At 63.7% G+C, this 21,185-nt stretch carries 20 protein-coding genes and 1 pseudogene; 16 read left to right on the top strand and 5 right to left on the bottom strand.

The window, feature by feature from the left end; translation table 11 throughout:
• The first annotated feature begins 56 nt into the window (after positions 1–56).
• Positions 57–1,043 (top strand): alpha/beta hydrolase, encoded by a 987-nt coding sequence (locus ACX3OZ_RS03070; RefSeq protein ID WP_459094903.1) that lies wholly within the window; start codon positions 57–59, stop codon positions 1,041–1,043.
• Between the two features lie 15 nt (positions 1,044–1,058).
• Positions 1,059–1,694 (top strand): LysE family translocator, encoded by a 636-nt coding sequence (locus ACX3OZ_RS03075; protein ID WP_459094902.1) that lies wholly within the window; start codon positions 1,059–1,061, stop codon positions 1,692–1,694.
• On the opposite strand, the gene ACX3OZ_RS03080 is transcribed toward ACX3OZ_RS03075, so the two are convergent.
• Complete coding sequence (locus tag ACX3OZ_RS03080) at positions 1,691–2,077, bottom strand: GNAT family N-acetyltransferase (protein WP_459103792.1); 387 nt, start codon at positions 2,075–2,077, stop codon at positions 1,691–1,693. The two genes, ACX3OZ_RS03075 and ACX3OZ_RS03080, sit on opposite strands and share 4 nt — an antisense overlap.
• 223 nt (positions 2,078–2,300) lie before the next feature.
• Here ACX3OZ_RS03080 and ACX3OZ_RS03085 point away from each other — a divergent pair, with 223 nt between their 5' ends.
• The 3 genes from ACX3OZ_RS03085 (at position 2,301) to ACX3OZ_RS03095 (ending at position 5,376) form a co-directional block, all read left to right on the top strand.
• Positions 2,301–2,906 (top strand): Spy/CpxP family protein refolding chaperone, encoded by a 606-nt coding sequence (locus ACX3OZ_RS03085; RefSeq protein ID WP_459103793.1) that lies wholly within the window; start codon positions 2,301–2,303, stop codon positions 2,904–2,906.
• Positions 2,907–3,036: 130 nt separating this feature from the next.
• A complete protein-coding gene (locus ACX3OZ_RS03090) occupies positions 3,037–4,269 on the top strand; it encodes an aminotransferase class V-fold PLP-dependent enzyme (RefSeq protein WP_459103794.1) in 1,233 nt (410 codons plus the stop codon).
• A gap of 201 nt (positions 4,270–4,470) precedes the next feature.
• Complete coding sequence (locus ACX3OZ_RS03095) at positions 4,471–5,376, top strand: DMT family transporter (RefSeq protein WP_459094898.1); 906 nt, start codon at positions 4,471–4,473, stop codon at positions 5,374–5,376.
• Between the two features lie 129 nt (positions 5,377–5,505).
• On the opposite strand, the gene ACX3OZ_RS03100 is transcribed toward ACX3OZ_RS03095, so the two are convergent.
• Complete coding sequence (locus ACX3OZ_RS03100; RefSeq protein ID WP_459094897.1) at positions 5,506–5,889, bottom strand: DUF2147 domain-containing protein; 384 nt, start codon at positions 5,887–5,889, stop codon at positions 5,506–5,508.
• Positions 5,890–6,177: 288 nt separating this feature from the next.
• Between ACX3OZ_RS03100 and ACX3OZ_RS03105 the strand changes: the two genes are divergently transcribed.
• The 8 genes and pseudogenes from ACX3OZ_RS03105 to uvrB all read left to right on the top strand — a co-directional run.
• The gene (locus ACX3OZ_RS03105; protein ID WP_459094896.1) at positions 6,178–6,771 is read left to right on the top strand and encodes a thymidine kinase; all 594 of its coding nucleotides are present in this window, start codon (positions 6,178–6,180) and stop codon (positions 6,769–6,771) included.
• A 56-nt stretch (positions 6,772–6,827) separates the two neighbouring features.
• Positions 6,828–7,160 (top strand): acyl-CoA thioesterase, encoded by a 333-nt coding sequence (locus ACX3OZ_RS03110; RefSeq protein WP_459095460.1) that lies wholly within the window; start codon positions 6,828–6,830, stop codon positions 7,158–7,160.
• Positions 7,161–7,360: 200 nt separating this feature from the next.
• Complete coding sequence (locus ACX3OZ_RS03115; RefSeq protein WP_459103795.1) at positions 7,361–8,044, top strand: SH3 domain-containing protein; 684 nt, start codon at positions 7,361–7,363, stop codon at positions 8,042–8,044.
• Positions 8,045–8,154: 110 nt separating this feature from the next.
• A complete protein-coding gene (locus ACX3OZ_RS03120) occupies positions 8,155–8,718 on the top strand; it encodes a peptidase inhibitor family I36 protein (RefSeq protein WP_459094894.1) in 564 nt (187 codons plus the stop codon).
• A gap of 427 nt (positions 8,719–9,145) precedes the next feature.
• Positions 9,146–9,520, top strand: coding sequence for a hypothetical protein (locus ACX3OZ_RS03125; RefSeq protein ID WP_459103796.1), 375 nt, complete (start codon positions 9,146–9,148; stop codon positions 9,518–9,520).
• Between the two features lie 174 nt (positions 9,521–9,694).
• On the top strand, positions 9,695–10,156 hold the full coding sequence (locus tag ACX3OZ_RS03130) for a DUF3597 domain-containing protein (RefSeq protein ID WP_459103797.1): 462 nt from the start codon (positions 9,695–9,697) through the stop codon (positions 10,154–10,156).
• A gap of 222 nt (positions 10,157–10,378) precedes the next feature.
• Positions 10,379–11,068: a spermidine synthase gene (locus ACX3OZ_RS03135; RefSeq protein ID WP_459103798.1), complete on the top strand. Its 690-nt coding sequence runs from the start codon at positions 10,379–10,381 to the stop codon at positions 11,066–11,068.
• Between the two features lie 394 nt (positions 11,069–11,462).
• A pseudogene (uvrB, locus tag ACX3OZ_RS03140) lies at positions 11,463–13,814 on the top strand (excinuclease ABC subunit UvrB); the annotation flags it as partial.
• 58 nt (positions 13,815–13,872) lie between these two features.
• Here the strand turns inward: uvrB and ACX3OZ_RS03145 are convergent.
• Together ACX3OZ_RS03145 and ACX3OZ_RS03150 are read right to left on the bottom strand one after the other, a co-directional pair.
• Positions 13,873–15,480, bottom strand: a complete 1,608-nt coding sequence (locus ACX3OZ_RS03145) for an RNA-directed DNA polymerase (protein WP_459103799.1) — start codon at positions 15,478–15,480, stop codon at positions 13,873–13,875.
• Positions 15,481–15,836: 356 nt separating this feature from the next.
• Positions 15,837–16,376 carry an SH3 domain-containing protein gene (locus ACX3OZ_RS03150; RefSeq protein ID WP_459094888.1) on the bottom strand — a complete coding sequence of 180 codons (540 nt, stop codon included), beginning with the start codon at positions 16,374–16,376 and terminating at the stop codon, positions 15,837–15,839.
• Between the two features lie 300 nt (positions 16,377–16,676).
• Between ACX3OZ_RS03150 and ACX3OZ_RS03155 the strand changes: the two genes are divergently transcribed.
• Both ACX3OZ_RS03155 and ACX3OZ_RS03160 read left to right on the top strand, forming a co-directional pair.
• Positions 16,677–17,069, top strand: a complete 393-nt coding sequence (locus ACX3OZ_RS03155; protein WP_459094887.1) for a hypothetical protein — start codon at positions 16,677–16,679, stop codon at positions 17,067–17,069.
• Positions 17,070–17,619: 550 nt separating this feature from the next.
• A complete protein-coding gene (locus ACX3OZ_RS03160) occupies positions 17,620–17,973 on the top strand; it encodes an SH3 domain-containing protein (RefSeq protein ID WP_459103800.1) in 354 nt (117 codons plus the stop codon).
• Position 17,974: 1 nt separating this feature from the next.
• Here the strand turns inward: ACX3OZ_RS03160 and ACX3OZ_RS03165 are convergent, their stop codons facing one another.
• The gene (locus ACX3OZ_RS03165; protein WP_459094885.1) at positions 17,975–18,451 is read right to left on the bottom strand and encodes an Lrp/AsnC family transcriptional regulator; all 477 of its coding nucleotides are present in this window, start codon (positions 18,449–18,451) and stop codon (positions 17,975–17,977) included.
• Positions 18,452–18,563: 112 nt separating this feature from the next.
• On the opposite strand from ACX3OZ_RS03165, the gene ACX3OZ_RS03170 reads away from it, so the two are divergent.
• Complete coding sequence (locus tag ACX3OZ_RS03170; protein WP_459103801.1) at positions 18,564–20,951, top strand: transketolase; 2,388 nt, start codon at positions 18,564–18,566, stop codon at positions 20,949–20,951.
• Positions 20,952–21,185: the final 234 nt, after the last annotated feature.

Raw genomic sequence — 21,185 nt, forward strand, 5'->3', positions numbered from 1 at the left:
CCATTGAGTTCGCCCCGCGCCGTAATTAGTGTCGCGACGCATGCGGGGGCAGGTCGATGAAGCGGTTCTGGTTGTGGACGTTAGCGACCGTCGTCGTGCTGCTGCTGGCGGGGCTGCTGGCGTTTCGCCTCAGCCCCTGGCCCTCGGCGCTGCTCATCCAATATGTCTTCGCCCAGGGCGACGCCGCCTCCGAGGCGCGGCTGGAAAAGCACGTGCCGCCCGGCATCGTCACCCGCGCCGATCTGGCCTATGGCCCCGACCCCATCGAGACCTTCGACCTTTACCTGCCGCCTGACGCGACCGCGCCATTGCCCGTCATCGTCTGGGTGCATGGCGGCGCCTGGATCGCCGGCAGCAAAGCCGGCGTCGCCAATTATGTCAAAGTCCTCGCCGGCAGCGGCGTCGCCACGGTGAGCGTCGAATATTCCACCGGCTATGGCAGCAGCTACCCCACCCCGGTCCGGCAGGTAAACGCCGCCCTTGCCTATCTCACGGCCCACGCCGCCGAGCTCAATATCGACCCAACGCGCATCATTCTCGCCGGTGATTCCGCTGGCGCGCAGATCGCCGCCCAGCTTGCCAATATCATCACCGACCCGGCTTACGCCGCCGCCATGGACATCGCCCCCACCATCACCCCGGCCCAATTGCGCGGCGCGCTGCTGGTGTCGGGCGCCTATGACATGACCGGCATTGATCTCGACGGCAGTTTCGGCTGGTTCCTGCGCACCGTGTTGTGGGCCTATTCCGGCGTCAAGAATTTCGTCGAGGACGAAGCCTTCGATCTGGCCCCGGTTACGAACTACGTCACCCCTTCCTTCCCGCCATCCTTCATTTCCAGCGGCAATGGCGATCCGCTCGGCGTGCAGGCCGTCGCCTTGGCCCAGCGCCTCACCGAACTGAATGTATCGGTTGAGTCCCTCTTCTTCCCCGCCGATCACGTTCCTTCCCTGCCGCATGAATTCCAGTTCAATCTGGATACGCCCGAGGGTATGACCACGCTCGACGCCATCAACGCCTTCGTCGCCAGCCGCTTCCGCTAGCCCCCGAGCACCCCCATGCTGCAGAATTATCTCATCGTCCTGCTCGGCGTCGTCGCCGCCCAGGCTTCGCCCGGCCCCAATATGTTCGCCGTCATTGCCGTGGCGCTCGGCCGAGGCCGCCGCTTGTCCCTGCTGGTGGTCGCCGGCATCGCCTCCGGCACGCTGGTCTGGGCCGCCATGACCGCCCTCGGCCTCGGCGCCCTGTTTGCCGCCGTGCCGGCTTTGCTCACTCTGCTCAAATTCGTCGGCGGCGCCTATCTCTGCGTCATGGGCTATCGCGGGTTGCGGGCCGCTTTGCGCGGCAGCGATGCGGCGCTGAAACGCGAAACCCGCCCGCTCTCCGAACTGGCCGCCTGGCGGCGCGGCTTTTTCGTCGTCATGACCAACCCCAAAGCCCTCTTGATGTGGATGGCCATCGCCACCTTCCTGTTCGGCTCCGGCCTGGGCGGCGGCGAAGTGCTGCTATTCGGCCCCATCGCCGCAACCTCGTCCATCCTCATCTACGGCACCTACGGCATCTTGTTTTCCAGCGGCCCCGCCAGCCGGGGCTATGCCCGCTTCTGGCGCTGGATCGAAGCCGCCTTCGGCACCGCCTTCGGCGCCCTCGGCCTCACTTTGATCCTCTCCGGCCTCCGCGACCTGCGGCCTTAGGCCAGCCGCATCAACCCCGCAGCGGTCGGCCCAAAGCCGCATTGCCGGTAAAACGCCTCCAGCTGCGGCTCGAAATCCACATGCAGCCACTGCGCCCCGCGCTGGCGCGCCGTCTCCCCTGCCTGCTGCACCAGTTGCACCGCGATGCCGCGTCGGCCATAGGCCGGCGCCACGCAGGTATCGAGAATGAAGGCGTGCACGCCCCCATCCCCGGCCACATTGACGAAGCCAATCAACGCCGCGCCGTCATACGCCCCGACATGCCCCAGGCTCCGCTGCAATATCGGCTGAAAACTCTCCGCCCCCTCGCCGCCCCAAGCCAGCCGCCACAAGCCCCGCATGGCGTCGTCAGACGGAAACGGATCGACCACAATCTCGATCATGCCAGCCCCCATTTACCGATCGCCCCCCACACTCGATCAGTCCCCTCGCCCCTCCGGGGAGAGGGTTAGGGTGAGGGGGCGGCGGCCCCAAACACGGAATGCCCAAACGACCCCACCTTACCAACCTGACCAAGTCTTCACCTCCCCGCAAGGTCACGCATAGGCAACACCAGCTAGGGTCCTTCTTGCCGGGCCTACCCGGCTCCCATGCAAAGGACCTCCCATGAAGACGATCACCACCACCGCCATCGTGGCTCTGATGACCGCCACCATCGGCCTCGCCGCCGTCGCCCCGACCTATGCCCAAAGCGCTGCCCCCTCCGCCCAGCAACACAACTTCCGTGCCGACCATCACGGCCAGCGTCAGGGTGGCCGCATGGATGCCCGCATGGGTGGCGGTGATGTCCTCAATTTCGCCCGTGGCGCTGAAGGCGTCGAGATCGCCCTGGTCCGCCTCAGCCACCGCGTCACGCTGACCACCGAACAGCAGCCGCTCTTCGACACGCTCAAGACCGCCGCGCTGGCCGCCGCGACCGACTTCACCACCGCCACCGCTTCCCTGCGTCCCACGGCTCCCGCTGATGGCGAAACCGCCACGCGTCCCGGCCCCGCCGAGCGCCTTGATGCCCGCATCGCCATCGCCGCCGCCCATCTCGCTGCGCTCGAAGCCGTGCAGCCCGCCGCCACCGCCTTTTTCGATAGCCTCAGCGCCGAGCAACTGGCCCAACTGACCCCACAGCGCCCCGACCGCGGCGGCAAGCTGGGCCAGTTCAACAAGCGCGGCCCCGCCGCTCCGGCAGTAGAAACCGCGCCCGCCCCCCAGGGCTGACGCCACCGTTGCGATAACCCGCCAGCCCCCGGGCGGGTGGTCGCTCAAACCCCGGCGCTCAACCGCCGGGGTTTGCTTTTATCTGCCCATCCTCTACCAATCGGAGACCCGCCGCTTGGACCCATAGCTGATGAGCACTCTGCCTCTCGACCCGGCCCGCATTCGCGCCGAATTCCCCGCCTTTGCCGAACCGTCCCTCCAGGGCCAAGCCTTTTTCGAAAATGCCGGCGGCTCCTACACCGCTCGCGCCGTGCTCGCCAAGCTCGACCATTATTATCGCGCCACCAAGGTGCAGCCCTATGGCTTCTACCCGGCCTCCGAGGAAGCCGGCGCCGCGATGAATCTGAGCTTCGAGCGGCTGGCGCAGGCGCTCAACGTCACCGCCGACTGGATCCATTTCGGCCCCTCGTCATCGGCCAACACCTATGTGCTGGCCAATGCCTTTGCCGGCTGGCTCAAGCCCGGCGACGCCGTCATCGTCACCAATCAGGATCACGAGGCCAATTCGGGCGCCTGGCGCAAGCTCGCCAAAATGGGCGCCGAAATCCGCGAATGGCGCGTCGATCCGGTCACCGGCCAGCTCTCCCTGGCTGATCTCGACAAGCTGCTCGATAGCAAGGTCCGCCTCGTCGCCGCGCCGCATTGCTCCAATATTGCCGGCGAGATCAACCCCATCGCCGATATCGCCGCCCGCGCCAAAACCGTCGGCGCGGTCACTGCCATCGACGGCGTCAGCTACGCCCCGCATGGCCTGCCCGACCTCATGGCGCTCGGCGCCGATATCTATTTCTTCTCGGCCTACAAAGTGTTCGGTCCGCATCAGGGCATCATGGCCGTGCGTCCCGAACTGGCGATGGCGCTGCCCAATCAGGGTCATTTCTTTAATGAAGACAAGCCGCGCTACCGCCTGACCCCGGCCGGCCCCGACCACGCCCAGATCGCTGCATCATCCGGCATCGTCGATTATCTCGAAACCGTCGCCACCATCGCCGGCGACAATGTGGAAGGCGAAAATCCCTATCGCCGCGCCCACGCCGCCATGCGCGCCCAGGAAATCGCCCTCGCCGCCCCGCTGCTGGATTATCTGCGCGGCAAGAACACCGTCCGCCTGATCGGCCCCGCCGACCCGGCCACCCGCGCCCCCACCATCGCGCTTGGCCTTTCCGAACCCGGCGCCGCCGTCGCCACCCGCCTCGCCAAACACGGCATCATGGCCGGCGGCGGCCACTTTTACGCCTACCGCCTGCTCGAAGCCGTCGGCATCGACCCCACCCACGGCGTCCTGCGCCTCTCCTTCACGCACTACACCTCGCCAGAGGAAATCCAGCAGCTCATCGCCGCACTGGATGCCGAGCTGAAGTAGGCGAAATCCAACAGTCGACAACCCTCCCCCCTGCGGGGAGGGACAGCGAGATAGGACTTAGCGTTTGCTAAGTCCGTGATCGAGCCGGGAGGGGGTATCTCTCCGCAAGCTCGATGCGCGTGATTACCCCCACCCTTGATCCCTCTCCGCAAGGGGAGGGTGTCGACTGCACACTCCACCCCAACCAAAAAGCCAAATCCAATGTCCCGCCCCGTCGCCGCCCTGCTGCTTCTGATCTGCACCATGCTGTGGGGCTTTGCCTTCATCGCGCAAAAATCCGCCATGGACAGCATGGAGCCGCTGACCTTTGCCGGGGTGCGTTACCTGCTGGGCGGCCTTCTGGTGCTGCCGCTCGCCCTACGCGAACGCCGTCGCCGTGTCGAACCGCTCACCCGCGCCCATTGGGGCTTCATTCTCGCCATGAGCGCGGTGTTCTTCGCCGGCTCCTGGCTGCAGCAGGCCGGGCTGGCCACCACCACCGCCACCAATGCCGGTTTCCTCACCGGGCTCTATGTCTTCTTCGTCCCGGTGCTGGGCTATGTGCTGTTCCGCAACCGGGCCCATCCGATCATTTTCGTCTGCGTCCCGCTGGCGCTGATCGGCACCTATTTCCTCAATGGCGGCGGCCTCGACAGCTTCAATGGCGGCGACGGCCTCATCGTCATCGGCGCAGTATTCTGGGCGCTGCATGTCATCCTGCTCGGCCATGTCGCCCGCGCCACCGGCCTGCCGATTTTCGTTTCGGCCGTCAGCTTCCTCATCGCCGGCGTGGCCGCATCGTCGCTGGCCTTCGTCCTCGAAACCCCGACCATGGCCGGCATCAGCGCCGGCTGGCTGGAAATCGCCTATGCCGGCATTCTGTCCACCGCTGTCGCCTTCACCTTCCAGGCCATCGGCCAGCAATATGTGCCGCCCGCCAATGCGGCGCTCATTCTCTCCGCCGAAAGCCTGTTCGCCGCCATCGGTGGCGCGCTGCTGCTGGGCGAGCGCCTGCCCCCGATCGGCTATGCCGGCGCCGCGCTGATCTTCGCCGCCATCCTCGCCGTCGAAGCCCTGCCCCCCCTCTGGTCCCGCCGCCAGGCCCATATGGCCCGAACAACGAATTAGGGGCCTGCGTCCCAACCCACCGCTCGTCACCCTCGGGCTTGACCCGAGGGCGTTGCACTTACGCTAAGCGCAGCAAGTATAGAGCCCTCGGGTCAAGCCCGAGGGTGACGGACCGGGGCGAAGCCCCCCCTACTGCCCATACCGATACATCTGATACGTCTTGCAGATCACCAGCAGCACGCAGCCCTGCAGCGTGATCTGGTCATCGCTGACCTGGGTGATGGTCCCGCTGGCGGTCTGCCCATAAATATGCAGATCGCCCTTCCACAAATTCGGCGCCACCGGCTTGGCGTGATCGATCATCAGCGTGTTGAGATAGGGCAGGTTTTCCTTGTTGTCGGCGCCATTGCCGAGCCAGATCAGCGTGCCGCAGAGTTGGGTGCCATCGCCGCATAATTCGACGCTGTAGCGCGAATCCCGCATCTCGATTTCCCAGATACCGGCCGGCGACGCCGCCAGCACCGGCTGCGCCAGCAGGGCCAGCGCCCCAACTGCAAAAACCGCTTTCCGCATCGTCAAAACTCCATACAAATTCGGCCCCACAATGGCATCAGCCAAGCTGAACGCCAACTGAACGGCGGGCCTCACGCCGTCATGCCGTCGTCACACAGCGCCGCTAGCCTCCCCTTGGTCCCGGCCCCTTCCCCAGGCGGCCCGACCCTGGGAGCCTGCGGCCGCCAACCCCGCCGCTCCTGCCGACGCCATCGGCATTTCTGGCCGCCCACCCCCGGGCGGCCATTTTTTTTGTGGAGCACCGCTCTTAGCCCTCGCGCGTACTCCACAGGTCCGGCACAAACAGGCATGGCCAAGCTCTATTTTTCCTACGCGGCGATGAATGCCGGCAAGTCGACCTTGCTGCTGCAGGCCGCCTATAATTACCGCGAGCGCGGCATGCGGCCGCTGCTCTATACCTCGGCGCTTTATGTCGAAAACGGCATCGGCCTGATTGCCTCGCGCATCGGCATTGCCGAGCCGGCGGCCCTCTATTCCGCCGATGACGATCTGTTCCACGCCATCCGCGAAGAGCAGGAGAGCGGCAAGGTCGATTGCGTGTTTGTCGATGAGGCGCAGTTCCTCACCCCGGATCAGGTCTGGCAATTGGCCCGGGTCAGCGACCGGCTGAAGATTCCGGTGATGTGTTTCGGCCTGCGCACCGACTTCCAGGGCAAACTGTTTCCCGGCTCCCAACAACTGCTTGCCATCGCGGATGAGTTGCGGGAAATTCGCACCATCTGTGAGTGCGGCGCCAAGGCCACCATGGTGGTTCGCCAGAATGTCGATGGCCGCGTGCTGACCGATGGCGAGCAGGTTTCGATTGAGAAATCGGTCTATATCTCGCTCTGCCGCAAGCATTGGGAAGAAGCTGTCGGCCGCTGGCCGGTGAAAGGACCGTGATCGTGCAGCCTAGCCCCAGCGAGCCCATTGGCGTCCTGACCATCCGCACGCTGGCCATGCCGGCGGACACCAATCCATCCGGCGACATTTTCGGCGGCTGGGTGATGAGCCAGATGGATATTGCCGGCGGCATCGCCGCCCATGAACGGGCTCAGAGCCGCACCGTCACCGTGGCCGTTGAGGCCATGACCTTCATCTCCCCGATCAAGGTGGGCGACGTGCTGTGCGTCTACACCACCATTGAGCGCGTCGGCACCACGTCGATCACCGTAGCCATCGAAGCCTGGGCCCGCCGCAACCACGTTGACGATCGCGTCAAGGTCACCGACGGCCGCTTCATCTATGTGGCGCTGGGCGAAGACGGCAAAAAGCGTCGGATTGAGCCCTGACTCCATGCTGAACGGGGTCTGCCAATCCGTTCAGCCAGCGTTCAGCCAGCCGCCGCTATTGACCATATCGACAGATCCGGTTGCGGGGGTCGGAACTCTTTTCTTCCTGCCCCCGTTACTTGACTAAACAGTAAGCGTCACCGGCCGCCAGCGTCGTCCCGATCCCCGGGACCGGTCGGCAGAGTCCTGAGGAGCAGACCATGAATCGCCAAACCCGCAAGATGTTGCTCAATATCGCTACCGGCGTTGCCGTGGCCGCCACCGCTGCGGTGGTGTTCCTGCCGGCTGCCTATGCCGCACCGGGCACCATCACCAGCAACGTCAATGTGCGCTCCGGTCCGGGCACCAATTATACCGTGGTCGACACCGTGCAGCGCGGCACCACGGTCGATGTGCAGCAGTGCCAGGGCTCTTGGTGCTTTATCGCCAAGCCCGGCCCCGATGGCTGGGTCTCGGCCAGCTATCTCAATGCCGGCGGCGGTCGCCCGGTCAATCCGAGCCAGCCCGGCCTGTCCTTCGGCTTCCAGGTCGGCCCTGACGGCCCCAGCTTCAATTTCGGCGTTGGCCCGACGCCGTCGCAGCCGCCCTACACGCGCCCCACACCGTCGCGTCCCCCGGTGGTTCGCCCGCAGCCCCCGCGTTTCTCGGAAGTCTGTTTCTATGATCGTTCGCGCTTCCGTGGCGACAGCTTCTGCATGAATGAAGGTGATAGCGTGCGCAATCTGGGCGATTGGGCCGACCGCATTTCCTCGATCGAAAATCGCGATGGCCTGCAGGTCCAGGTGTGCTCGGACAGCAATTTCCGCAGCTGCCGCACCTACACCACCAGCGCCTCCTCGCTGGGCGACTTTGACGACTACATCGTCTCGATCCGCCTCCGCTAACCTCATCTGATACGGGCGCAGCTTCGGCTGCGCCCTTTTTTTGCGCCTTGGAGCCCGGCTCCCGCCGCGCTAGGCTGCTGTCGTCGATCAACGCCGGGGATCATACCGCCATGCGTCGTTTCCTGACCGCTCTTGCCAGCCTCCTCACCCTTCTCCTGCTCAGCCAGGCCCCGGCCTTCGCCGCCCCGGAGGTCGCCGGCACCCATGCCTGGAGCCGCCAGCCGCTGGTGCTCTACAACGGCCCCGGCGCCCAATATGCCATCACCGGCCAATTGCCCGCTCTGGTCGCCATCAAGGCGATGCGCTGCCAAAAACTATGGTGCCTCGTCGATGGCGCTGGCGGTCGCGGTTGGACGCCCAAGCACGGCGTCGCTTTCGGCCAGCCCCCCGGCACGCCTCGCCCGCCTTATGCCGGCGGCAGCGGCAGCGTCTGCTTTTATCAGGGCGCCAACTACACCGGCGCAGCCCTCTGCGTCCCCTCCGGCCGCGTCATTGACGACCTCGCGCTACTCGGCCTGGATAACAGCTTCGCCTCGGTCAAAATCGATGGCCCGGTCTCCGCCGCTGCCTGCCGCGATCGCTTCTTCCAGAGCTATTGCGAGCGCATCACCGCCTCCCAGCCCACCCTCGACCGCTACCTCCGCCGCGCCCTCTCCTCGATCCGGGTTTACTGACAGCTGCCCCAAACACCATGCGGTCCCCTCCCCCTTGAAGGAGGGTTCCTTTGGACTCGGCTCCGGCATATCGGTTCCTTCGCCTCCCTCCCCCTTGAGGGGAGGGATTGAGGGTGGGGGTCGTGCAGTTGCCCACAATGCCACCCCCTCCCCGGCCCTCCCCTCAAGGGGGAGGGAGGGCAAGAGCCGATAGTGTCATTGCCGCCAACGCAGCGTTTCGGAGCGGCAGTCTAAAATAACACTCTCCCCTCGATGGGGAGGGAACGAGGGTGGGGTGGGGCCAAATACACCGACGCAGCGGCCCGCGTTGCACGGCCCACCGCGTCCCCCAACAGCAATAGCTTTCCCCAACCAACAGTCTATCGTGCCTCCGCTGGACTGAGTCCATGAGGGGACTGCGACGCCAGCGTCTCAGGGGGAAACCATCATGCCACGCATCTCCAAATACTTCTTTCGCACGGCCATTCTGTTCCTGCTCGTCGGCATCGCCGTCGGCCTGCATATGTCGATCAGCGGCAATCACGGCGTGGCCAGCGCCCACGCCCATATCAACCTGCTCGGCTGGGTCACCAGCGCCCTGTTCGGCGGCTATTACGCCCTGAACCCGGCCAAGGCCGTCGGTCGCCTGCCCATGCTGCAATATGCGATCTACACGCTCGGCGTCGTAGTGATGACCGCCTCGCTCTACATGCTGCTGCAGGGCAACACCGCCATCGTGCCCGTGCTGTCCGTCTTCTCGATCGTCACCTTCATCGGCGTGCTGCTCTTCGCCTGGATCGTCTGGACCCCGGCCCGCCACTAAACCCACCGCGCCGCCCCGCGGGGCGGCGCGTCTCCCCTCCCGGCAATCCATCGTCCCTGCACACCGCATGGCCCACCCGGATAAACCGGATGGTGACGATGGCAGCCCGTTCTGCCTTGATCTCGCCGCCAAGCTGCCGTCTCTAGAATGATTACTTTTGCAAAGGGTCATTTCATGGGTTTCTTCGACGATATCAAAGGCAAGATTTTCGGCGCTCCGGTCACCGCCTCGACCACCAGCACCCCGACCCCGGCTCCGACCACTTCGGTCGCCGACAAGCAGCAGGCCGCGCTCGACGCCGGCATGGCCGCCGCCAACAAGGTGATTGCCGACTCCATCGCCGCCAACGCCGCCGCCGCTGCTGCCGCCCCCGCCGCCAAGGTGGATGTCGCCGCCGTGCTCGACGCTGCCGTCGCCAAATCGGGCCAGAAGCTCAACTGGAAGACCTCCATCGTCGACCTGATGAAAGCCCTCGACCTCGACAGCTCGCTCACCGCCCGCAAGACCCTGGCCGACGAACTCGGCTACACCGGCGACAAATCCGACTCCGCCACCATGAATATCTGGCTGCACAAGCAGGTCCTCGCCAAACTCGCCGCCAATGGCGGCACCGTCCCGGTGACGCTACTCGCCTAAGGCACAAAGCCGCCCCACCCCGATGTCATCCCGGCCTCGAGCCGGGACCCATCCTGAGATCGAGCCGGATCAACCGGTGCGTTGCCCCCAGCGCCTCCCTCCCCTTCGATGGGGAGGGACCGAGGGTGGGGTGGGGCCACGCACACCGAGCCCCCGCGACAAGCCCACCCATGACTCCGCCGCCAAACCGGACTACACAGCCCGTCAACACAGGAGTCCGGCATGCTGCCATGGGTTAAACTCGATGAAACCATCATGCCCGGCGGCGGCGCGCTCAAGCTGATGCAACGCGGCACCGAGTTTTCCATCATGTCCGGCGTCATCGAGCTGATGAACAGCCGCCTCAGCGGCTCCGAAGAACAGCTCGCCACCCTCTCCGTCGCCCGCATCGGCACCCGCGCCAAACCGCGCATCCTGATCGGCGGCCTCGGCATGGGCTTCACCCTGCGCGCCGCCCTCGACAGCTTCGGCCCCGACGCCGAAATCGTCATCGCCGAACTGGTCCCCGCCGTCGTCGCCTGGGCTCGCGGGCCCCTGAGCATTATCCATGGCGCCAGCCTCGACGATCCCCGCGTCACCATTCACGTCGGCGACGTCGCCACCGCCATCAGCGGCGGCAAACCCTTCGACGCCATCCTGCTCGATGTCGATAACGGCCCCGATGGCCTGTCGCGCCCCGCCAATGACCGGCTTTACAACGCCACCGGCCTCGCCGCCGCCAAGGTCGCGCTCACCCCCGGCGGCCATCTCGCCGTCTGGTCCTCCGCTCCCGACGCCCAATTCACCCGCCGCCTCAAGCGCGCCAATCTCGCCGTCGAAGAGCTCAGCGTCCGCGCCAGCAAATCCGGCCGCGGCGCCCGCCACACCATCTGGTTCGCCACCAAGCCCGGCGGTAAACCAGCGGCCTCCTGACACCCCTTGTCAGCAGCGGCTGTTCCCTCTCCGTTCGATAGCCCCTATGCTGGCGGCAACATTGCATAAACGCGCCTCAGCCCCCATCTGAGTCGCCTCCCCAGCGCATGGTGTCTTCATGGCCGACAAGTCTGCACGCCCCGGCAAAGCCGAGTTTTCCATCGACGATTTCCTCGGCGAGATCGAGAAGGCCGAGGATATCGCGGCCAGCAAGCCGCTTTATGCCGAGCGCATGCGCAACAAGCGCGCCCTCGACCGTGCCGACCAGAAAGTCGCGTCCGACGCCGCCGAGGCCGAAGCCGCTGCGCTCAAGGCCGAGCAGCAGGCCGCCAAGAAGAAGACCGCGCTGGAAAAGCGCCGCACCACCAAATCCTCCAACGACACCGCCACCGGCATGGCCGCCAAATCCAGCAAGACCAAGATCAACTCGGTCGACCGCGTCGATTTCGACGGCATGGGTGAAACCCCACAAGCCGGCTTCGGCCATATGCCCTCGCCCGCCGCCATGTCGGCCCGCGACATTTCCCGCGCCGCTGCCGCCGATCCCGAAGCTTTGTCCAAAATCCGCTCGGCGCTGGATGACAGCATCAAGAAGAACAAGGCCCGCAAGGGCGAGAGCCTGGAAAACGCCCAGACCGTCGGCATCACCGCCACGGTCAAGGCCCTCGAGCAGATCATCCTGCATGGCCGCAAGGAGGTGGAGGGCTCCTCCCCCTGGGTGCCGCACAAGGCGCAGTCCAACCTCAAGCGCGACGCCGGCAAGCCGTTCCGCATGGTCACGCCCTATGAGCCCGCCGGCGATCAGCCCACCGCCATCGCCGAGCTGGTCGAAGGCATCAACAATGGCGAATCCGACCAGGTGCTGCTCGGCGTCACCGGCTCGGGCAAGACCTTCACCGCCGCCCAGGTCATCGCCCGCACCAACCGTCCGGCGCTGATCCTCGCTCCCAACAAAACCCTCGCCGCCCAGCTTTACGGCGAGTTCAAAAGCTTCTTCCCCGACAACGCCGTGGAATATTTCGTCTCCTATTACGACTATTACCAGCCCGAGGCCTACGTCCCGCGCACCGACACCTACATCGAAAAAGAATCCACCATCAACGAGCAGATCGACCGCATGCGCCACTCGGCCACGCGCGCCATTCTCGAACGCGACGACGTAATCATCGTCGCCTCGGTCTCCTGCATTTACGGCATTGGCTCGGTGGAAGATTACACCGCCATGACCATCGACGTGCAAAAGGGCCAGAAGATCGACCAGCGCGAGCTGCTCGCCAAGCTGGTGGCCCTGCAATATAAGCGCGGCGACACCGGCTTCGTCCGCGGCACCTTTCGCGTGCGCGGCGACACGGTGGAAATCTTCCCCGCCCACTATGAAGCCGCCGCCTGGCGCGTGTCGCTGTTCGGCAACGAGATCGAATCCATCACCGAGTTCGATCCGCTGACCGGCAAAAAATCCGCCGATCTCACCTTCATTCGCGTCTTCGCCAATTCCCACCACGTGACGCCGCGCACCACGATGAACCAGGCCATCAAGGCCATCCGCACCGAGCTGCATGCCCGCCTCGCCGAGCTGAACGCCGCCGGCCGCTTCCTCGAAGCCCAGCGCCTCGAACAGCGTTCGCTGTTCGATCTGGAAATGATGGAAGCCACCGGCTCCTGCGCCGGCATCGAGAATTACTCGCGCTACTTCTCCGGCCGCAAGCCGGGCGAGCCGCCCCCGACGCTGTTCGAATATCTGCCCGATAACGCGCTGGTGTTTGTCGACGAAAGCCACGTCACCATCGGCCAGCTCGGCGCCATGTACAGAGGCGACCTCCGCCGCAAGGCGACCCTGGCCGAATATGGCTTCCGCCTGCCCTCCTGCATGGATAATCGCCCGCTGCGCTTCGAGGAATGGAACGCCATGCGGCCGCAATCGGTCTATGTCTCGGCCACCCCTGGCAGTTGGGAGATGGACCAGACCGGCGGCGTGTTTGCCGAACAGGTCATCCGCCCCACCGGGCTGATCGATCCCCCGGTGGAAATCCGCCCGGCCAAGGCGCAGGTCGACGATGTGGTCGATGAAATCCGCCAGACCAACAAGAAGGGCTACCGCACCCTGCTCACCGTCCTCACCAAGAAGATGGCCGAGGATCTGACCGAATATCTGCATGAGCAGGGCATTCGCGTGCGCTACATGCACTCCGATGTCGACACCATCGAGCGCATCGAGATCATCCGCGACCTCCGCCTCGGCGGTTTTGACGTGCTGGTGGGCATCAACCTGCTGCGCGAAGGCCTCGACATTCCCGAATGCGGCCTCGTCGCCATTCTCGACGCCGACAAGGAAGGTTTTTTGCGCAGCGAAACCTCACTGATCCAGACCATCGGCCGCGCCGCCCGTAACGTCGACGGCAAGGTGGTGCTCTATGCCGACCGCATCACCGGCTCGATGGAACGCGCTTTGGCCGAAACCAGCCGCCGCCGCGACAAGCAGACCGCCTACAATCTCGAACACGGCATCACCCCGCAATCGGTGCGCAGCAACATCCACGACATCGTGGACTCGGTCTACGAACGCGACCACGTCACCGTCTCCATCGGCAAGGGCCGCGACGGCAAGGAACAAGTCCAGGTCGGCGCCAACCTCGCCGCCGTCATCAAAGACATCGAAACCCAAATGCGCGAAGCCGCGACCAATCTGGAATTCGAGAAGGCGGCCAGACTGCGCGACGAGGTCAAGCGGCTGCGGGAGATGGAGTTGGATACGTTGAGCGGGGAGGTGAGGTAGGCCGAGCCCTTGGGGCACGACCCAGAAGGGCCTAGGACTGGCCGTCGCTCGCTTGAGCTAGGTTAGCAAGATCTGTAACTATCGAGCCAAAATTCCCTTGTTTTGACTTAGCCCAGTCACAAAAAGATTTATCGAGAGGCTGGCCCATCCCGCCCCTTACTGCATCGACCCAGGTTTCGTACTCATCCTTAGGCAAACAGGTCGCACCGACTATCAGCGCGTACTGTTCAAAAACACTAAACTGATCGAAACGGGTCTTATTTTTACGAAAATAGGCCACGTTAGCGATTGTCGCATTAATTAGTATGATCTGCCGGCCGTCGAGTTCAGAGACTCGCTCAATTTCTCCGAGTGTCTTTGCCGTTATTGGTGTCACCCGTCGAACAAATAGCTCTAGGAGCCACGCTCTAATCACCGGGACGCTTCGCCCGGCGCCAGCCTTAAGATGGCCCACAACTGACGGTGTGATATCAAATCCATTTGGAAGCGCTCCAGACTTTGAAAGATTATCAAGTAACAGAACCACATCCTTGATAAACGGAAGCAACAACTCCAGGTTATCACCGATAAACTGTACGCATTCCGCATTCTGGGTAATTCGGAGCGCCCTGAGTATAGAACGAATTTTTCCAAAGTCCCAAAATTCTGCACTTAGTAGGTCGGAGAGTAGTTCGACTAGGTTCAGCGCTTGCAGAGCAGCCAGTTCTTCCTCATCAGGCTCCTCAGCTTCATCAAAGTAGAGTGAATTGGAGAGCGATTCTAATGCGGCGCGCTGCGCCTCATCGAATGCGTCCAGTCCCTCATCATCAAGAAAGTCCACATACTGCTCACGGGTAACAACCCGCGTCTTCTGAGCATTCAGGGTGAGCCCCTCTGACAGAAGAACCTCAGCCGCAAATGCCAAAGAACGATACGCGCTCTCCCCTTGACGTACATAAATTCGGATATCGTCAACAAAACGAGTGAATTCGCACTCTTCAGCTTCTAAAGCATGATCAAAATCCGACAGCACAGCTTCGGCAATAAACCGTGACGCTGTTCCACCCACAGGTATTCCATAAGACTGCTTCGCACGTATCTTCTTGATAATCTTCTCTATCAAGTAAGCAACGCCTTTATTTGCTGAGGCAGCGCGAAGAACATTCTCTATTCTATGAAAATAAATTCTCTGATAAAAATCGGCAATGTCGGTAAAAACGACAAATTCAATAGTCTCATCCTTAGCTATTTCTCGCTGAAACTCAATCCAATCTCGATATGTCCGGCCATCCTTCAATACAGACCCGGAACCTTTATTCTCAAATCTGTATGAAAACGGCCCAAACACTTCATTTGGCGCCTTAAAATTCTCCAAATCAGGCGCGATGTCTACAGTTCCTGCCATTAGGAGCAGAGCATCAAGCATAATTAGCTGGTTCGCAATTCTGAAACCGTAGCGGGATTTTGGTGCTAATGCTTCGACAGAATGAGACGGCTGGAAATTGGAAACATCGTACGACTTAAGCTGATCTACGATCTCATCCACCTTTTCCGCCAGGTAGACGAGTTCAATTAGATGAGGAAAAATGTCGGTATCACCGAAGCGACAAAGATGGCTTACCGCCGTCCGAATAGAATTTTCTGCAAGATAAGTCGCCAATTCATGCCCCCCGATTGACCGCATCTTCATAATTGCAATCGTTGTTAAAGACAACGGCGATGCGAATTCTGCTCCTTGCCTGCTGAACAAGCATGAATTTTGTCTCGTTGCTGTTTTTTGGTCGCACTTGAGAGAGGTCGAGTTTGTTGCGGGTCCGCCCTTATCCCGCCGCACAATTTGCTCTCGCCAGATTAAGCCGAACAGCCCACACAAACTCGGTGTCATCCCGGCCTTGAGCCGGGACCCATCCTGAGATGGGGCCGCATTAAACGAACTCAGGATGGGCCCCGGCTTCCGCCGGGGTGACGCGGTGGGTGGGCAGTATCCTGCCAGCCCGGTCCACCGAGGATCGCCCCCTACCGACAAAGCTTCTCACACGGCACGCCATCCCCGTCGCCATCCAGCTTGCTCCCCCAGCTGCAATTGGCCAGATAGAACCGTGCTTCCTGACAGGAGCTAATCTCGGTGCAATAGCGCCGCGACGGGCAGGACGCGGCATTCTGCGGCTGCTGCACCACGCGCTGTCTCGGCTGGCTTTGCACCGGCACAGACAGCGCTGGCGCGATAGGTGTGGCGCCGAGATAGTCATCGCTGACCCAGCCGACCCGGCCATTGACCGAGACCTGCACCCAACCACCGCGCCGCTCACCGGTCCGCACCGGCGTATTGCGCGGCAAAGTCGTGAGCACACGCGCGCCGCTGGTCGGGGCCTCGCGCAGATTGAGGCTGCTGGCCGACACGAACATGGTCGCTTCGAAAGCCGGTGCGGTCGGGATCGCTGCCTGCACGGCGGCAGGATTGGTCGAGGCAATGACCGGCGTGTCCGTGCCACCGATAATATTGCCCAGCGCCCCCAAGGCCATAAGTCCGGCCAGCACCCAGAATAGTTTTCGCATCCTCGTCCCCCGACACACCATCGCGTCTCACGCGTGGTCTGTCCATCCAACGGCCTCGCCCGAGGGGGGTGGGCTGTCGCGCCGGTGTGCTTGGCCCCACCCCACCCTCAATCCCTCCCCATCAAGGGGAGGGAGGCGCAGGTTGTGATGCCGGTGTTCATCGCCTCCCTCCCCCTTGTGGGGAGGGATCAAGGGTGGGGGTGGGCCACACGCACCGAACCAGCGGACCAGACCCCAACTTCTCCCCGCGCCCGCCAGCCGCGCTACACTCTCCGGTTATCCCGTTCACCGGAGCCCACCATGTCCAAACGCCCCCGCAGCCTCAGCGGCAAATCCATCACCGCCTATAACCGCCTCTCGGTCGACCTCGCCGCGCTGAATTATGTGCTGCGCATCAACAAGCCCTCCGGCGTGATCAGCGAGGCCAGCGTGCAAACGCTCAATGCCGCCATCGATGCCGCCAATCGGCTGTTTTGCCGGGAGCCCGCTTTGCCGCGCTTTGTCGCCCTCGATCCGCAGGTCAAATTCACCGCCGCCGATTTTGCCATTCTGGTTACGCGGCTCAGCGGCGCCGCCGTCACCTTCGAGGGGCGCTATCTCCACCTCACCAAGCCCAACACCAGTGCTGACACCAGTGCCGGCACGAATGCCCGCCGGCTCGGCCCGGACGGCCTGCCCTCGCCGCATCGCTGAGCCCTCCCCACCGTCACCACCCGGTTTATCCGGGTGGTCCACACTGCGCCCTGGGAAGATGGATTGCCGGGACAAGCCCGGCAATGACGAAGGCGTACAGCGCGAAAAACAAAAAATCTTATCCCCGCCCCATGACCCGCATGCCATCATGCTCCCATTCCCGCCAGTTCACGCGGCCCCTACGCAGGGTCGGGTGGGAAGACCGGCAGGAGGGGGCGCCCGCCTGGGTAGGGGATTTCGTCGCTGGATCCGGCACAGCCGGACAAATCTCGCCTCGGCGACATTTGCAGCATTGAAGGCCAGGAGGGCTGTGCTCCCGGCCCGGCAGCCGAACCTGCAAGAATGGTCGCGCCTGAACCGGCCCCAGCCTAAAATCCGGCTCGTGACGGGCGGCCCTTGGCTCGCTTTGTACTATTCGGTGGAGTCAAAGGCCGCCCGTTACCGTGTCCCCGCCGGCGCTTGCGTCGGGCGGCATTTCGGCGTGCCTTGCAACCGCCACAGCGCTGAGGCATTGCCAGTCTCAGTGTCCAAACCGTCCCCGGAGGCTCCCATGCGCCCATTTTCCCGCCCGGCCCAGGCCAGCCTTGCCGCCATCGCCGCGCTGCTCCTCAGCGTCGCTCTGGCCGCGCCCGCATTGGCGGCGCCGACGGCACGGGTCAGCGGCGGCAATACCGCGGTGCGCACCGGTCCCGGCAGCCATTATCCCACCATCGGCAACCTTGCCGACGGCAGTGAGGTGACGCTGGATTATTGCACCCGCAATGAACAATGGTGCTTCGTCACCGACACCGGCTGGGTGCGCGCCTCCTATCTGGTCGGCTGGGCCGCCAAAATTCCGGTCACCCCGCCCCGTTTCGAGGGTCCGATTTTCGGCCCCGAATTCGGCTTCCAGCACCGCTGGTAGGCTAGAGCGGCAGCACCCGCGAATATTTCACCTGCCCCAGCGAAAAGCTGCTCTCAATGGAAGCGACGCCCTCCACCTGGGTCAGCTTTTCCCGCAAAAACTGCTCATAGGCCCCCAGATCGGCGCAGACCACCCGCAGCAGAAAGTCGAATTGTCCGGTCATCAGATAGCATTCCATCACCTCGGGCCACCGGCTGATCGCCGCGCCGAACGCATCCAGCTCATGGCTCCGCTGCCGCTCCAGCTTGATCGAAATGAACACCGAAACCGGCAGCCCCACCGCCGTCTGGTCCACCGTCGCGCTATAGGCGGCAATAATCCCCGCACTCTCCATCTGGCGTATTCTGCGCAGGCAGGGCGACGCCGATAGGCCCACCCGGTCGGCAATCGCCTGGATGGTCATCCGCCCATCCTCCTGCAGCGCCCGCAGGATTTTGCGATCGATGGCGGTCAGCGCGATTTCGGCGGTTTTCACCATTTTCCTGCTCAAATCTTCCTAAATCCTGCGCCATCCTGCGCCGTACGGGTCAAAATAGACGAGAAAGACTTCCCCGCAAGGCGCAAAATCGTCAAAATTGCGGGGAGGCCTCATGGATAGCGGCGGCATTGGCGGAGCGACGGACACGCGGGTCGCCAGCATTGAGGCGCTGACGCGCAAGATTCTGTGGCTCTCCAACTGGATGATCCACCACGCCAATCACATTCGCCCCAATGTCGACGGGGTGAAAGTCGGCGGCCATCAGGCCAGTTCCGCCTCGATGGCGGCGATCATGGCAGCGCTGTATTTCGGCGTGCTGCGGCCCGAGGATCGGGTGGCGGTCAAGCCCCACGCCGCCCCGGTATTCCACGCCATCCAGTACCTGTTCGGCAAACAGAGCTTGGACAAGATCGAGAATTTCCGCGCCTTTGGCGGCGCGCAATCCTATCCCAGCCGCACCAAGGATACTGACGACGTCGACATTTCCACCGGCTCGGTCGGCCTCGGCGTCGCCTTCACCGCCTTCGCCAGCCTGATCCAGGACTATGTCCGCGCCAAATCCTGGGCCGATACCAGTCGCCCCGAAGGCCGCATGATCGCGCTGGTCGGCGATGCCGAGCTGGACGAGGGCAACGTCTACGAATGCCTGCTCGAGGGCTGGAAACACGGCCTGCGCAACACCTGGTGGATCATCGACTACAACCGCCAGAGCCTCGACGGCGTGGTCCGCGAGGGCCTTTACGACCGTATAGAAGCCATTTTCCGCGCCTTCGACTGGAAGGTCGTCACCCTGAAATATGGCGCATTGCAACGCGCCGCCTTCGCCGAACCGGGCGGCGACAAGCTCAAGGCCTGGATCGACGCCGCCCCCAACGCCATCTATTCGGCGCTGATGTTCCGCGGCGGCGCCGCCTGGCGCGAGCGCCTCAATGACGAAATCGGCGATCAGGGCAAGGTCAGCGCTTTGCTCGCCCGCCGCAGCGATGCCCAACTGGCCGAACTGATGGCCAATCTCGGCGGCCATTGCACGCAGAGCCTGCTCGAACAATTCGAGGCCGCCGGCACCGAACAGCCGACGGTGTTCATCGCCTACACCGTCAAGGGCTGGTCTACGCCGCTGGCCGGCCACAAGGATAATCACGCCGGCCAGATGACCGGCGCGCAGATGGATACTTTGCGCCAGGCGATGAATGTCCGCGAGGGCCATGAATGGGACAAGCTCGAAGGGCTGGAGCATCCGGCCGCCATCGAGCGCTTCCTCGCCCAGGTGCCGTTCAACACCAGTGCATCCCGTCGCCACACCTCGCCCGCCGTCGCCACCATCGGCCCGCAATTCGTCGGCACCGGCGCCACCTCCACCCAGACCGCCTTCGGCAAAATCCTCGACGCCATCGCCAAAACCGATAGCGATCTGGCCCGCCGCATCATCACCACCTCGCCCGACGTCACGGTGTCCACAAATCTGGGCACCTGGGTCAATCGGCGCAATCTGTTCGCCAGCCACGAGATGGCCGACACCTTCCAGAAAGAAGCTATCCCCAGTGCCCAGAAATGGCGCTTTACTCCAGAGGGGCAACATCTGGAGCTGGGCATCGCTGAAATGAACCTTTTCCTCGCGCTCGGCGCGGCCGGCCTCAGCCATTCGCTATTCGGCGAGCGCCTGCTGCCCATCGGCACGCTCTACGACCCGTTCATTTCGCGCGGCCTCGATGCGCTGAACTATGCCTGCTACCAGGACGCCCGCTTCCTGCTGGTCGCCACCCCCTCCGGCGTGTCGCTGGCCGGCGAAGGCGGGGCGCACCAGTCCATCGCCAGCCCGCTGATCGGCATGTCGCAGGATGGCCTCGCCAGCTTCGAGCCGGCCTTTGCCGACGAGCTGTCGATCATCATGGATTGGGCGTTTGACTATATGCAGCGCTCCGGCGATGCCCGCCCCGATCTGGCCGATTGGCCGCGCGACGTCACCGGCGGCTCGGTCTATCTGCGCCTCTCCACCCGCGCCATCGAACAACCACCCCGCAGCGTCGACCAGTCCCTGTCCGATGCCATCATTCGCGGCGCCTATTGGCTCAAAGCCCCAACGCCGGAGTGCGAAGTGGTTATCGCCTATCAGGGTGTGCTCGCCAGCGAAGCCATCGCCGCAGCGGCAGCCATCGGCGGCGACCGGCGCAATGTCGCCGTGCTCGCCGTCACCTCGGCCGACCGGCTCAATGCCGGCTGGCACGGCGCGCAACGAGCGCGCCTGCATGGCGACCGCACTGCCACCTGCCACATCGAAACCCTGCTCGCCGACGTGCCGCGCCATGCCGGCCTGATCACCGCCATCGACGCCCATCCGGCGACGTTGGGCTGGCTCGGTAGCGTCCTCGGCCACCGCACCATCACGCTCGGCGTGGAGCATTTCGGCCAGACCGGCACCGTCAACGACCTCTACGCCCATTTCGGCATCGACGCCGCCGCCATCGAAACCGCCGCCCGCAGCCTGATGGGAAGGGGATAGAACGTTTCCGGCACAGGAAATCATCGGCTCTTGCCCTCCCCTCCCCCTTGAGGGGAGGGGCCAGGGGTGGGGGTCCATCAGTGCCCCACCAAACCACCCCCTCCCCAACCCTCCCCTCAAGGGGGAGGGGGCGACACCGCCCACATCCGTGGCAGCCACGCCCTCACCAGCCGGGTGGTGCCGCCCCCTCCGCCGCCAACAAAGTGAACGCCCCTCGCACAAGCTGGCTTGCCA

The sequence above is a fragment of the Devosia sp. A369 genome (genome assembly GCF_054489345.1).